Here is a 14,530-nt window from a genome sequence, read left to right as displayed (position 1 = left end):
CCCGGTACGGCCCTGCTCGCTTTAGCGACCAAACGAAAGTGGGCCCCGTTGAGGGCAGTATCCGAACGAATACCTCGTCCCCAAACCTGGTGGTGATGTTAATCGCCCCTTCGGCAACCGGATCCACCGCAGTGATGTCCCGAATGCTCACCGCCTTGGCCCGCACTACCGATTCCCCAAGACCAGGCATTCCCAGGATTCGGCGAGGGGCGAAGAGTAGCCGGGAGTCAGTCAGGATGAGCAGCACACCAAAAGCGGACAGGATGGTCCTTCCAAAAGGCAAGTACGCCCTCTGCGTGAAAACAATCTTCTCACCGTCCGCCAGGCGCGGCCAACCGAACTCTGCCATTTCCCTACCCACTTTCCCGATTCCGGATAACCGTACCGTCAGATGCGCGCCACCTCCACCCGCTGCGGCGTCACCCATACCGGCTGCGGCTTCCGGGTTCGGCGGGTTCTGCTGACTCAGAGGCGGGTGATCCGGACGGCGTCGGCGACGACGTACCCCGTCGTGCTGGTCCAGCGGCTGACCCCGACGACCTGGCGCGTTCCCGCGGCGAAGTCGTAGGTGCCCAGCACCCGCCACTGCCCGCCGCCGGTGCGCTGGTCGACCTTGGCCGTCACTGTCCCGTTCGCCGTCGCCACCAGGTGCGGCGTGGCGCTGTTGTAGCCAGGGTCGGACGGATACCAGACCTCAACCCGGTACGAGCCGGCGGCGGGCAGCGTCGCGGTGAACCAGGCCGGGTCGCTGACCGCCTGCGGCTCGGCGAACCGGTAGTTGGCGCCGTACCGCGTGGTGAAGTACGACGACGTGCCCCAGGTGGCGGCGGCGGTGAAGCCGCCGGCGGTGGCGTTGTCCACGATCACGCTGAACGTGCCGCCGGTGCCGGTGACCACCCGCCCGTTGCTGGCCGGGCTCTCGTGGTGCAGCCGGTCCAGGGCGGTCACCAGGTAGCGGTAGGTCGAGGCGGGCGCGGCGGTGGCGTCGGTGAACGTCCCGGTGGCGCCCGAGGCGCGGACCGTGCCGAGCAGGTTACGGGCGTCGGCCAGGTCGCAGGCGTCGACCGCACCGTCGCCGGGCAGCCGGTACACCGCGTACGCGGCGGTGCTGCCGGTGGCGCCGCGCTGCCAGGTCAGGGTCACGCCGCCGGTGCCGCGTAGCGCCGAGGTGAGGTTCGGCGCGGCGGGCGCGGCACCGCCCACCCCGGCGGGCGCGAGCGCAGGCCGGCGATAGTGGTCGGTTGCCACCCGGGTGACGGCACCGATTCGGTCGGCGCGGACGTCCTTGGCGCTGAAGTGGATGTCCCCGGTGACCCGGGGGTAGGTGCGGTTGAGCGTGAGGTGGTCGGTCAGCTCGGCCGGGTCCTGCCAGGCCGCGTCCTGCCCCGACGCGCCGGCCCGGTACGTGGCCTGCCCGACGAGGAGCTGCACGTTCGTTCCGGTCACGGTCTCCGACCACCAGCGGACCAACTCGGCGTAGTCGGCCGAGGGGTGGCCGATGTGCCAGTAGATCTGCGGGGCGATGTAGTCGATCCAGCCCTGCTTCACCCAGCGGCGGGTGTCGGCGTAGATCGCGTCGTACGACTGGAGGCCGGTGGTGCGCGAGCCGAGCGGGTCGGTGCCGGCGTTGCGCCAGATGCCGAACGGGCTCACGCCGAGCTTCACCCACGGTTTGACCGCCTGAATCTTGGCGTGCATCTCCTGGACCAGCAGGTTGACGTTGTTGCGCCGCCAGTCGTTGATGTTGCTGAAGCCGGCGCCGTACTGGGCGAAGGTGGCCTGGTCGGGGAAGCCGCCCCCGCTGCCCGGGTACGGGTAGAAGTAGTCGTCCCAGTGCACCGCGTCGAGGTCGTAGCGACGGACGGCGTCCATCATGGCGTCCTGCACGAAGGCGCGGACCGCAGGAATGCCGGGGTTGTAGTAGAGCTGGCCGTTGTAGGCGACGGCCCAGCCCGGGTTCTTGCGGGCCGGGTGGCTCGCCACGAGCTTGGTGAGGTCGGTGTGGTTGGCGACCCGGTACGGGTTGAACCAGGCGTGGAACTCCAGGTTGCGGGCGTGCGCCTCGGCCACCATGAAGGCCAGCGGGTCGTAGCCGGGGTTGCCGCCCTGGGTGCCGGTGAGCCAGTGCGACCAGGGCTCGTAGGTCGACGGCCAGAACGCGTCGGCGGTGGGGCGGATCTGCACGACGACTGCGTTCATCCGCCGCTGCTGGGCCAGGTCGAGCCAGCCCCGGTACTCCGCCTGCTGGGCGGCCGGGGTGAGCCCGGTGCGGCTGGGCCAGTCGATGTTGGCCACGCTGGCGATCCACATGCCCCGGAACTGCCGTTTCGGGGTGGCCGGATCGGTCACGCAGGCCGCCTGGGCGGCCACCGGCGCGAGGTCCGGCTCGGAGGGCGGGGAGGCGAGGGCGCCCGTGGGGGCGGCCACGCCGAGCGCCAGCGCCACCGTCAGCGCCGCGCCGGACAGGAATCGGCCATGATCTCTGGACACGAAGGAATCTTCAGGGCTAGCGGCCCGCTGCGCAAGTATTCTTCACCATTTTCACCGATCGAGGCGTTCCGGCACCCGAGGGCGAGGGCTCCTCCACACGCGTGGATTACCCCACGCCACTCGGCTGCCTACCGGCCCAGACGGCCAGGAGCAGGACCGATGCAGTCTTCAATCGACAGGACGGCGCACCCGCACTCTCTCCACCCTGCGCCGCCGACGCACTGGAGGAGGAGGCAAGCGGCGGGCAGTACGCGCCCCATGATCTCCTCCTGATGAATAACAAAAGCTGGCCTGCCCGACCCCATGAAAGGTCGGGCAGGCCAACACAATGTTCTGCGGCCGGAGGCGGGTCACCCAGGGGAAACCCCTGACGCCGACCCTCAACCCGCGTCACACACCCGCCATACGCCAACTGAATCCTTGGATGGATGAGCCATACATCAGGTCATCCGCAGTAGAGATTCATCGCCGAGTCGAAGACCGCCGTCTGCGGTCGCTCTTGATCAGCGCACCGAACACGCCTAGGCACACGGCTGAACATATGCCCATGATGAGTGCCGCGAATCGATCAGCTTTCGGGCCGGCCAAAAGACTAGCCGAAGTGATTCCAAGAACGATGGCAAATATTGGCAATACCAATCGTGCCGCACCGCGGTGATGACGCCGATTATGCGCGACGTTAATCCGACGTTGCTCGGCGTCGAGATCCTTTTCCCATGGAGTATTGAAAGGCCAGTTGGCAACCCAGATTATTGCCGCCAATCCAGCAATAATCAGCAGCACCGTAATGACCGATTTCACGAACATGCTCCACCTCCAGAAGCTGTCAGCCCAGCAGAGAGCCTACAGCGCCAGTAAGGGGGTCATGGTTGGCCGTAATCCATCCACCCACGACCCCCGAGGCACGCAGCGGATCAATACGGGTCGCCGCTTCGTACCGACCGGTCCCGAAATTGATGTACTTCGCCCCGGTCAATGAGTGACCCAAACGACCCAGCGGAACACTAGTCACCGCCCGTCCTCCGACTTTGTTAGCGCCCGTGACTACGCGTGCACCCGGGATAAACACCGATCCGGCATCTGTGGCCAGACCGACACCGAGCTTCGCGTAGTCCGCTTTAGTCTTGTCGCTCGCCGAGAAATCGTGCACGCGGTAAGAAGCGCTGACGCCGGCCGCTCCGGCCGCCACGACGAGGCAGGCACCGGCAGAAGCCACGATGCAGACACCGGCTGCCAGGACGGCAGCGCCGGTCAGGATCTCGTTTTTGTGCTCCAAAGCCCAGTTGCCAGCTGAACTGAGCCCATCCCCGACATCATGGTACGTATTCTTGAGCGCCCTGCCGGTCCCACATACCCAGGACCAGGCCGAGCACTTGTCACGCTTCGGCGCCGGCTTGGTGCGAGGCGGTGGCACGTACTTACCACGCTTCATCTTGGTGCTGCTCAGCTTGTTCTTCTTGCCATATTTCACATTATCGGTGGAGCCGCAACCACCCGGGCAACCCTTCTTGACGTCGTAGCCGTAGCAGTCGAAGTGCTTGCAGTCTTCGGGAATCAGGCCGGTGGGGTCGCTGGACGTCACCGGTGTGCTGTTGGCGTAGGAGTAGCCATTCCATTGTTGCGGCTGGACAGGGTCCTGAAGCGGGTCGACAGAGATAAATCGGCCCAGCTCCGGGTCGTAGGAGCGGGCACCAACGGTGGTGAGTCCGGTGGGGCTCATCGGCTTGTTGAGGAAACCCCGGTTGTCAGGTGCCACAACAGTCGCGCCGCGAGCTCCGCCATAGGGGGTGTACTGGCGCCACGTGGGGTTCTGGGCGGTGCTGTCGAGATAGAGGGTTGGGGTGCCCTGGTGGTCGGCGATGGCGAAGGTGTAGGCGGTGCCGCTGCCGGAGCGGATGCAACTGCCGCCGCCCGGCAGGTCGTAGTAGCGGTTTCCGTCGATGACGTTGGTGGTGGTGTTGAGGGTGAGTTGTTGCCCGGGTAGGTAGAGGGTGGTCTTGCCGGGTTCCTTCTGGAGCAGCAGGTTGCCATCGGCGTCGTAGGTGAAGGTGTTGCCGCCGCTGGTGCCGCCGGTGACTCCGGCGAGTTTGCCGGCGTCGTCCCAGGTGAGGGTCTGGTTGCCCTGGGCGGCGTTGCGGCCGCCGGTGTTGCCTGCGGCGTCGTAGGTGTAGGAGGTGGACCCGGTGGCGCCGCCGGTGGTGGCGGTGGAGGTCAGGGTGTGGGGCTTGTTCTGGCCGTTGCCGTCGTAGGTGTAGTTGGTGGTGGTGTCACTGCCCGCACCGAGGTTGTGTTCGACCTGCTGGGTGCGGTTGCCGATCGGGTCGATCTGCCAGCTCGTCCAGTAGGCGCTGCCGGCACCGATGGTGTTGCCGACCATCGCCTTGTTGACGGTGGTGGGGGCGACAGCGCAGGCGTCGGTGGCGGTCCATGCCTCGGTGAGGCGGGCGAGGCCGTCGTAGCCATAGCACTGGGTTTCGGCCGGGGTGCTGACGCCGAGGCGCTTGCTGATCTTGCGGGTGATGTTGCCGGCCAGGTCGTACTGGTACTCCTGCTCGTCCACCGTGCTCGGTGTCGTGACGTTGCGGGTGACGAGTTGGTTGGTGAGCCGGCCGTTGTGGGTGTCGTAGGTATTGGTGACGGCGGCGTAACTGGTGGCGGAGCCGATCCTCTGCTGGTTGACTCGCCCCCACGCGTCGTAGGTGACGTTAGTGGTGTAGGTGGCCAGCCCGGTAAGGGTGGTGGGAAGGTCCAGCTCTCCCGAGTAGCCATGCTGCACCGTCTCGGACGGCAGGGCACCCTTGGCTGGATAGGTATCCCTCCACGGCTGGCCGAGCAATGGGTTGTATGTGTGGCCGAACACGTAGGATCCGGCGAGCGCGCCCTCGGTGGCGGGGATGGTGACGGTGTTCCCGAGACTGTTGCCGAAGACGTCGAACGCCTTCTGTTGGTCGGTGTACGCCTGCCCACCCCGGTAGGCGATCGTGGTGGTGAGCTTGCCGATGGGGTTGGTGACCCCGGCGACGGCGTTGCTGTTGTCGTAGACCCAGGCCGCGCGCTGGTTCCCCGCCGACTGGTTGGCCACCGTCGCGGCGTACTCGCCGGACTTGCGGTCCAGGGCGTCGTAGGTGAACGACAGGACCTTGCCTCGCGCGTCGGTGGACTCGACGAGGTTGCCGTTGGCGTCGTAGACCATGCTGTTGTTGCCGGCGTCTGGGTCGGACTTGGACACGACCTGGCCGAGGAGGTTGTAGGTCGAGGTCCACACGTTGTTGTCCGTGTCGGTCAGCGTCGCCTGGTTCCCGTGGCCGTCGTAGCCGTATCCGCTGACCGTGACCGTGCCGCCGGTGACGGTGAAGTCGCCGGTGAAGGTGTCAGCCGGAGTCGTGACCGTCGGACGGGCGGAGTACTCGCGCAGTTCCGTCTTCCGGCCCAGCGCGTCAGTGACGGTGGCGGTGACGACCCCACCGTCGGGCGGGATGACGGTGGTGCGGTCCCCGCTGTGAACCGTGGTGGTGGTGGAGACGGTCACGCCGTTGTTCGCCGCCGTGGTGACGATGGCACGGCCGAGTCCGTCGTAGGTGGTGAAGGTCTGGCTGGGCACCTGCTTGCCCAGGCCCGTCGCCGACACGGGTGTGGTAACCGTCGGCGTGGTCGTGTCGTCCCACCAACCGTTGTACGACGCCCGGGTCCAGCCCCTGGTGTCGTAGAACTTGTCGGTGACCATCCGGCCGCCCCGGGGGGTGACCGACTGGGTCTGCCGCTCGCGCAGCAGCGCGTCGTAGAGGGTGACCGACTCCTGGTAGAGGTTGGATTCGCTCAGTCGCTCGCTGGTGACCGCCGTGACACCGGTCTTCGACACGGCGTAGCTGAACTTGTGGTTGGCCGGGCTGCTCGTCGCCCGGTTGGTCAACCACACCGCCGTGCTGCGACCCAGCGCGTCGTACTGCTGACGCGTCACCACGTTGTTCGCGTCGGTGCTGGTGAGGACGCTGCCGCGCCTCGGGTTCACGGTGGTCGACGAGGTCTGGCTCAACGCGTTCGTCGTCGACATCGCGGTGACCAAATTGGCGCTGTTCATGGTGAAGGCGCTGGTGGTCTGGTTTCCCTTGGCGTCATAGGAGCCAGTCGCCCGGCCGAAGGAGTCGTAGACGGTCTTCCCCTCGGTCTGCCAGGTGTAGGCACCGGAGGTGTAGTCCTTGGCGAGCTGGGTCATGGTGACGTTGCCCTTGGACGGGGCTGCCGCCTGGGGGAAGGTGGTGGCGAAGGACGGGTCGTCGTAGAAGTTGCGCTCGGCCTTGACCACCTGCGCCGGCCGGCTGACCGCCGCCGGGGCGGTCAGCGTGTTCACGCTTCCCGGCTTCGAGGCCGGGGATCCCTGGGTGAAGCCGCCGCAGGCCACCGACACGGTCTCGGTCTGGCTGACCAGGCCGACCAGGTTCTTGGTCGTGTTGACCGGGGCGTACGTGTGGCTGGTGCACTGGTCGTGCGCGGCGTTGATCGGCACCGTGTAGGTGTAGGTGTGCTTCAGCTCGCCGAAGGTGGCGCTGGCGGTGTTCGCATCGTAGGCGCTGTCGCTGGCGGTGTACCGCCAGGTGACGGAGCCGCCGCTGGTGACCGCCTGGCGGGCGTACGTCTTGATCGGCTCCACCCACTGCGCGGTCAGCGCCGACAGGCCGGTCCGCGACCGGGTGGCGGTCGCGCCGGACACCCAGTAGGAGGTGATCGTCGAGGAGTCGACCCGGCCGTTCTCGCCGAGGTACTGGGTGCTTTCCAGCTCCTTGCCGGCAAGCTCGTCGATGTCCTCGTGGGTGCCACCGGCGGAGTCGGTCAGGTTGACCACGGTGGTGTTGTTGTTCTTGCTCATGCCGCGGTGGTAGACCGTCTCCGACTGGGTCCGGCGGTCGTTGACGCCGTCGCCGTTGAAGGTGCGAACCTTGGCGTAGCCCCGGAACTGGCCGTAGGTACGGTACTTCTTCTTGACGACCTCATTCTCGTCGTAGTGCCACGCCGCCCCACCCAGGTAGCTGTAGCTGGTCGACAGCGCCGCCGCCCCGCCGGTCGGGTCGGTCGACGTCACGCGAGTGACGGCGTACTTGTGGAACCAGTCCCGGAACGGGTTCACATACCCGTCCGGGGTCCAGTACACCGGGTAGCACGACTTGGTGTTCGTCGCCGGATCGGTGGTGACCGGTGCGGTGCACGGCACCGGCAACTCGTACGTCGGGGAGATGACCGAGCCGGTCTCGGTGGTGACAGCGGAGATGCGCTGCCGATAGAAGTTCGGTAGGCCGCCGGTGACGTCGACCCGGTTGGCCAGCTTGATCCCGGAGAACGACATCGACGGCAGGGTGATCGGTGCGCCGGAGCCGCCCGCGCTGGTGTCGTGCCCGGTGCGGGCGATCGACGTCAGCCACAGCGTCGGGGACGTGCCGTCACCGGTGGCCGGCATCGTGTGCGTCAGCGCGTACGAATCGACCTTCTCGTGGGTCGACGTCGCCACGTTGTACTGCTGCGCCTCGATCGAGGTCAGCCGGACGGTGGAGAAGAACGACGGACTCCAGTCATCACAGTCGGTGCCGGAGTTGCAGATCAGGTCGAACGGTACGTCCGGCCAGTTCGCCTTGTTCGCCGCGTTCAACGGCTGGCAGGTGCCGGACAGGCAGCGGTCGCCGGTGTTGAACACCACCCGGTTCGGGACCGTGCCGTAGGCGTTACCGTCGGTGAACCCGTAGTCGATCCGCGCCAGGCTGCTGTCGCGGATGTAGGAGACGTCGGTAACGCCCTTGTTGCGGCCGTAGTAGTTGGTGGCCTGGTTGTAGTAGTAGGCCATCGCGTTGCCGTGCACATCCTTGACGTAGTCCAGGTTCCACCGGTACGCCATCGTGCACACCGACGAGGAGAACCCGGCCGAGTTGTAGCACGGGTCCCCCGAGTGCGGGGAGTACACCGGGCTGTGGTCGACCGACTTCGTCTCCGCCTTGGTCGCGGTCCACCCCGGCAGCCGGTTGCGGCCGAACTCGTAGACAGTGCCGTCGCGCAGGGTCACCCGCCAGTAGTCCGTGTTGTACGTGCCACTGCCGTTGTTCGAGTTGACGACCCGGGTGACGACCTCACCGTTGTCCGACTCCGGCTTCCACACGCTCTGGCCCGAGTCCCACACCAACGACGTCGACGCGCCGTTCAACGACAGGGTCAGGACCGGCCCGTCGTAGCAGCGGTCCGAGGTCTTCACCGGCGACACGGTGCCGCCCGGCTCGTCCATGCAGGAGGCGAACGTCTGCTCGACGTACGAACGGGGGGTGGACCAGCCGTCGCCCGCCCACGAGGACTGCGCGCTCGTCGAGGCGGTCTGCCCGTCCACGCTGCCCGAGTCGTAGGACAGGGCGACGGTCGGCACCAGGTCCGACGCCGCAGGCGGCGCCGTGATCGGATAGGAGTACGTGAACGATCCCGTGCTGCCACCGCCGGTCCAGGAACCCGACGGCTTCAGGTCGGTCGCGGCGTAGGTGCCCCCCTTGCCGCCCTCCTCACCCGCCGTGGCCACCGCCGCCAGCACCGTTCGCGCGCCCGCCCCGGATACGGCCAGCGGCACTTCCGCCGAAACCGTCCTGGCCGCCGAGTCGTTCGTCGAGGACAGCGGCTCGACCGTACGACAGGCCGCCAGTTTCGGGGTGGTCAACGCGCACTCGGGCAGCCGGACCAGCCGCAACCGCGAGCCGTAGTTGCCGCCGAACGCCTCCGCGAACCCCGCGTAGTCCACCCCCACCCGCACGGTGCCCGAGCCCGAGGATCCCGCCGGGGCGACGCTGAGCAGAACGCCATCGACCCCGGCCGCCTCGGCGGCCTTGCGGTCCGCCACAGTCACCGCGAGTCGGTCAGGCCCCGCGTACCGGCCGTCCTTGGCCGCCACCGGCTGCGCCCACACCGGGGTGCCCGCCGCCCGCGCCTTTACCGACTGCGCCGACAGCGCCTGCGGCGCCGCGAGTTCCAATTGCGAGGCCGCGGCCTTCGGCCACGCCGTTTGAAATGGACGGTATGTGGACTTCGCGTCGTCCGGCGGCGTCACGAACCGCGTCGGCAACGGCTTCACGCCCTTGACCGACGGGCCCGGCGACGTCGCCGGAGGCTTCCCCGCCTCCCCGTTCCCCGGTTTCGCCGCCGCCGGCGTGCCCGACAACAATCCCGCCGCCAGCGACGCCGCGGCGACCACCGCGACCAACCGTCGCGGACGAGACAGCAGGCGTATGCCCCCGTACCCGACCATGCGCACCCCACTCTGCAAGGAATCAGTAAAGCCACGCAGAGTGTCCGAACACGCACTCTCCATGGCCGCCGACAATGTTTCACGTTCGACCGACTCGATGGTCACGGGAAGGTAACGATAGACAAATGTCACAGTGATCAAATACGTTGCACTGAGTCCTAAAGGGGCAGCACCGTGTGACGTCAGGTGTTCCCCAAGGGGCACACGGACTGGTTCACTGTGGCCGCCCACCGGACGCACCCGCACGTCCACCGGACATCCGCACACGGGGAGGAACCACCGTCATGCCCAAAAATCACCCGCCCCGGCGGACGAGACCGACGAGGGCTCTCGCGGCGAGCACCGTGGTGAGCCTCCTCGTGGCCGGCGTGGCCACGGGCCTGACCGCCCCACCGGCCGCCGCAGCGCCCGCCACTCCCACAGCCGCCAAGCCGGCACCGGCCTCGATGGGCGTCGATCAAGCGATGACGCAGGCCCGGCGCACCGGCAAGCCGGTCGAGGCCACCGCCGCCGGCACGTCCACGGCCACCCTCACCGCCCGTCCCGACGGCACGGTCGAGCTGACCCAGACCGCCGTGCCGACCCGGACCCGGGTCGACGGGGCGTGGAAGAACCTCGACCCGACTCTCGTCCGGCACGCCGACGGCAGCATCACCCCGGCCGTGACGACCAACCAGGTCCGCCTCTCCCCCGGCGGCACCGGCCCCCTGGCCGAACTGACCAGCGGCGACCGCGCCCTGACGCTCACCGCACCCCTCACCCTGCCGAGGCCCACCCTGGCCGGCCCCACCGCCACCTACCCCGAGGTCCTGCCCGGGGTCGACCTCACCGTCCGGGTCACCGACGAGGGTGGCTTCTCCCACGTCTTCGTCGTCAAGAACCGCCAGGCCGCGCAGCACCCGAAACTCGCCGCCCTGGAGCTGACCACCAACGCCAAGGGGATCGCCCTCGCCGCCGACGCGGCCGGGAACATCACCGGCCGCGACCACGCCGGCCAGGCCGTGCTCACCGCCCCCGCCCCCACCATGTGGGACTCCAGCGCGACGGCCCAGGCCGCCGCGGCGCAGCGCGGAGCGGTCGCCTCAAGCCCCGCCGAGCCGGGCCGGGCCGCCCGCAGCGCCGCCATCGGCGTGGCCATCGGCCCGGCCAAGCTACGCCTGACCCCGGACCGGAAGCTGCTCGACAATCCCGCGACCGTCTACCCCGTCTTCATCGACCCGACGTTCACCTGGACGCCCGTCAGCCCGAAGATGTCCGGCTGGGCCACCATCTCCTACCAGCACCAGTCGACCAACTACTGGAAGGACACCCCGGACCTGAACGACCGGATGCAGGTCGGCAACTCCGGCAGCCAACGCTCCCAAACCCTGATCAACTTCCCGGTCCCCTACAGCACCCTGACCGGGGCAGAGATCACCGACGCCTTCTTCAAGATCACCAACACCCTGTCCTGGAACTGCACCGCCAAGACCGTCAACATCTACGCCCCCACCGCCCCCCTCTCCTCCGCCAACGCCACCTGGAACCACTGGGAAGGCGTCAGCAAGGGCAGCGCCGTGGCGTCGAAGAGCTTCGCCTACGGCTACAGCGGCTGCGACGCCGCCGCCGTCTCCTTCGACGTCACCGACCAGATCAAGGCCGACGTCACCGCGACGAGAAGCACCCGCACCCTCTGGATGGTCGCCGCCAACGAGGCCAGCGACACCCAGAGCTGGAAGGAGTTCGACAAGACCACCCCCACCCTCACCATCCGCTACAACCACAAGCCGAACAAGCCCGCCGGCCTGACGACCTCCCCGAAGACCGTCTGCGCCGCCGCCACCCCGACGGTCGTCGGCGACGCCTCGGTCTCGCTGTACGCCCCGGTGTCCGACCGCAACGGCGGCACCCTCGGCGTGAGCTTCAAACTCTGGAAGACCGACGACACCACCGAGACCGCCCTCGCCACTTCCAACCCGAACCTGCTGACCTACTCCTCCGGCTCGACGGCGGTGTTCGTCGTGCCCGCGGCCACGCTCCGGACTGCTGCCAACGGCACGCCGATGAGATTCTCGTGGAAGGTCCAGGCCACCGACTTCCGTACGCCCAGTGACTGGTCGAACCCCTGCACGTTCAAGTTCGACCCGACCCGGCCGGGGGCGCCATCCGTCTCCCACCCGGGCGACCTGACCACGACCGTGGGCGAGCCGGCGACCTTCACCATCGCTGAGTCGGAGAGCAGCACCGGCAGCACCCCGACCGGCTACGTCTACCAACTCAACGCCGGCCCACCCAACGACGTCCCCGCCGACAGCCTCGGCAACGCCACGATCGCTGTCTCCCCCACCCGGTTCACGAACACGCTGACCGTGACGAGCGTGTCGGCCGGAGGTAACTTCGGCGACTCGGCCAGCGTCACCTTCAACTCGAACCCGGCCGCCACTGCCGCCGACGCCGACCTCACCGGCGACGGTGCCGCCGACCTACTCACCGTCGGCGCCACCAACGGCCTGCCCTCCGGGCTCTGGCTCGGCGCCGGCAACACCGAGGGCGCCGCCCTGCCCGCCACCAACATCGGCGCCCGCGGCAACGGCAACAACTCCCCCGCCGACTTCGACGGCGCCCAGGCCCTCACCGGCCGCTTCACCGGCACGGGCCTCCAAGACGTCCTCGTCTACTTCCCCACCGGCACCAACGCCGGCGGCGCCAGCGTCCTGGGCGCCAACGGCGACGGCTCCCTCCTCCAGTCCCACATCAACGGCAACCAATACAACATCCACACAGCACAGTTCCTCGACAACCAGGGCAACCGACCGGCCCAGCTCGCCAACGCCGGCGACACCCGCCGCCTCAGCTCGCCCTACCCCGACCTCATCGGCACCAGCGGCGACACCACCAACGGCTACCAACTCACCTACTACTCCAACTCCGGCACCCCCAACGGCTACGGCGTTCCGACGAACCTGACCACCGCCACTCCGAGCGGCGGCACCGACTGGGACAACTGGACCATCACCACCGCCCAACTCGACGACGGCACCGCCATGTTCCTGTGGAACCGCACCACCGGCGCCCTGCACCTGTGGACCGGCATCACCGTCGACCTCGACACCGGCCAACTCACCCACACCCCGTACACCCTCTCCGCCAGCTGGAACACCGGCGCCACCCTCACCCTCCGCGCCGCCGACGCCGACGCCGACGGCACCCCCGACCTCTGGACCACCGGCACCGGCGGCAGCACCACCCTCTGGAAGGTCAGCGGGCTGACCGCCGGCACCCCCGGGACCGGCACCCTCGCCGCCCAGCCCACTCGGACCCTGATCACCTCCGACCACAGCTGGCAGCTCAACGACGGGGCAAGCGGCGCGGGGAGCGACGCGGTGGGCACGGCCCTGGACACCGCCGGCACGCTGCACGCCACCGGCAACGCCGGCGCCACCTGGAGCACCGGCGACACGTTCGATCCCGACGTGCTCTTCGACGGCACCACCGGCACCCTCACCACCGCCGGCCCGGCGGTCAACACCAGCAACGCCTTCACCCTCTCCGCCTGGGTCAAGCCGACCACCCTCGGCGGCACGGTGCTGTCCCAGAACGGCACCAACACCGCCGGCTTCAGGCTCTACACCGATGCCAGCGACAAGTCCTGGCGCTTCGCCATGCCCCGCACGGACGTGGTCGCACCGACGTACGACACGGCGAGCGCCGGTGCGAACAGCGCCCGGGTGGGCGTCTGGACGCAGGTGACGGTCAACTTCCAGAAGCCCTTGAACCTGATGACCATCTACGTCAACGGAGCGAACGCCGGCCGGGCCAGCCACAGCACCGTCTGGAACGCGACCGGCGGGCTACGGATCGGCAGCCACAAGACCGCTGCCACCACCTACGGCGGCTGGTTCGCCGGCGAAATGGCCTTCGTCCAGTCCTGGGACGAGGCGTGGAGCGTCGCGCCGGCCCCGGTGGCCCGGCACGCCAACATCGTGGCCACCAAGACGGACGGCTCGCTCTGGTACTACCAGAACAGCGGGGCGCTCTCCCAGCCGTATGCCTGGGGCAACCTGATCGGCAGCAGCTGGAACTCGTTCGACCGGGTGATGACCGGCGACATCAGCGGCGACACCTACCCGGACATCGTCGCCACCAAGCCGGACGGCACCCTCTGGTACTACGGCAACAACGTCAATGTGACCCCCGGAAAACCGTACGGGTCCGGCCGACAGGTCGGCGCCGGTTGGGACCAGTTGCCGAAGACGACGGCCGGGGACATCAACGGCGACGGGTACGCCGACATGATCAGCCTGCGGTCCGACGGCAAGTTGATCTGGCACCACAACCGGTGGGCGACCAACTCGACCGCCCCGTTCTACGGCAGCGGCGTCGAGATCGGCACGAGCTGGTCCGTGTTCAACCGAATCATGGCCGGTGACATCAACGGCGACGGGTACGCCGACATGATCGCCTCCAAGGCCGACGGCACCCTCTGGTACTACCAGAACGCCTACGCCACCACCCCGAGCTGGCCGTTCACCACCCCGGTCCAGATCGGCACAGGCTTCAACGCATTCAACCGGATCGTGCCCGGCGACGTCAGCGGTGACGGATACGTCGACCTGATCGCGAGCAAGCCCGACGGCACCCTCTGGTACTACGGCAACAACATCAACACCAGCAGCAACGGCCAGCCGTACGCATGGGGCCGGCTCATCGGCACCGGTTGGACCATGTACAACCGGATCTTCTAGGGCCCGGCCCGACGGGGCCGGTCGTGGCGCGAGCTACGGCCGGCCCCGTCGG

Annotated in this window: 4 protein-coding genes; 1 reads left to right on the top strand and 3 read right to left on the bottom strand. The window is 68.1% G+C overall.

Annotation, left to right across the window (positions count from 1 at the left end):
• Positions 1-465: 465 nt before the first annotated feature.
• From ACQPZO_RS10155 to ACQPZO_RS10145, 3 genes are all read right to left on the bottom strand, one after another.
• Positions 466-2,490 carry a family 10 glycosylhydrolase gene (locus tag ACQPZO_RS10155; RefSeq protein WP_433349117.1) on the bottom strand — a complete coding sequence of 675 codons (2,025 nt, stop codon included), beginning with the start codon at positions 2,488-2,490 and terminating at the stop codon, positions 466-468.
• Between the two features lie 462 nt (positions 2,491-2,952).
• Positions 2,953-3,297 carry a hypothetical protein gene (locus tag ACQPZO_RS10150; protein WP_433349115.1) on the bottom strand — a complete coding sequence of 115 codons (345 nt, stop codon included), beginning with the start codon at positions 3,295-3,297 and terminating at the stop codon, positions 2,953-2,955.
• 19 nt (positions 3,298-3,316) lie between these two features.
• Positions 3,317-9,859 (bottom strand): RHS repeat-associated core domain-containing protein, encoded by a 6,543-nt coding sequence (locus ACQPZO_RS10145; protein WP_433349113.1) that lies wholly within the window; start codon positions 9,857-9,859, stop codon positions 3,317-3,319.
• A 242-nt stretch (positions 9,860-10,101) separates the two neighbouring features.
• Between ACQPZO_RS10145 and ACQPZO_RS10140 the strand changes: the two genes are divergently transcribed.
• The gene (locus tag ACQPZO_RS10140) at positions 10,102-14,478 is read left to right on the top strand and encodes an FG-GAP-like repeat-containing protein (RefSeq protein ID WP_433349111.1); all 4,377 of its coding nucleotides are present in this window, start codon (positions 10,102-10,104) and stop codon (positions 14,476-14,478) included.
• Positions 14,479-14,530 lie beyond the last annotated feature (52 nt).

The sequence above is a fragment of the Micromonospora sp. CA-111912 genome (assembly GCF_050948415.1).
Taxonomy (GTDB): Bacteria; Actinomycetota; Actinomycetes; order Mycobacteriales; family Micromonosporaceae; genus Micromonospora.
Note: the sequence above shows the minus strand (reverse complement) of the source record. Positions and strands in the feature narration are given on the sequence as shown.

Coding starts and splice junctions, on each gene's coding strand:
- ACQPZO_RS10150 (WP_433349115.1), bottom strand. CDS start 3,297: ATGTTCGTGAAATCGGTCATTACGGTGCTGCTGATTATTGCTGGATTG.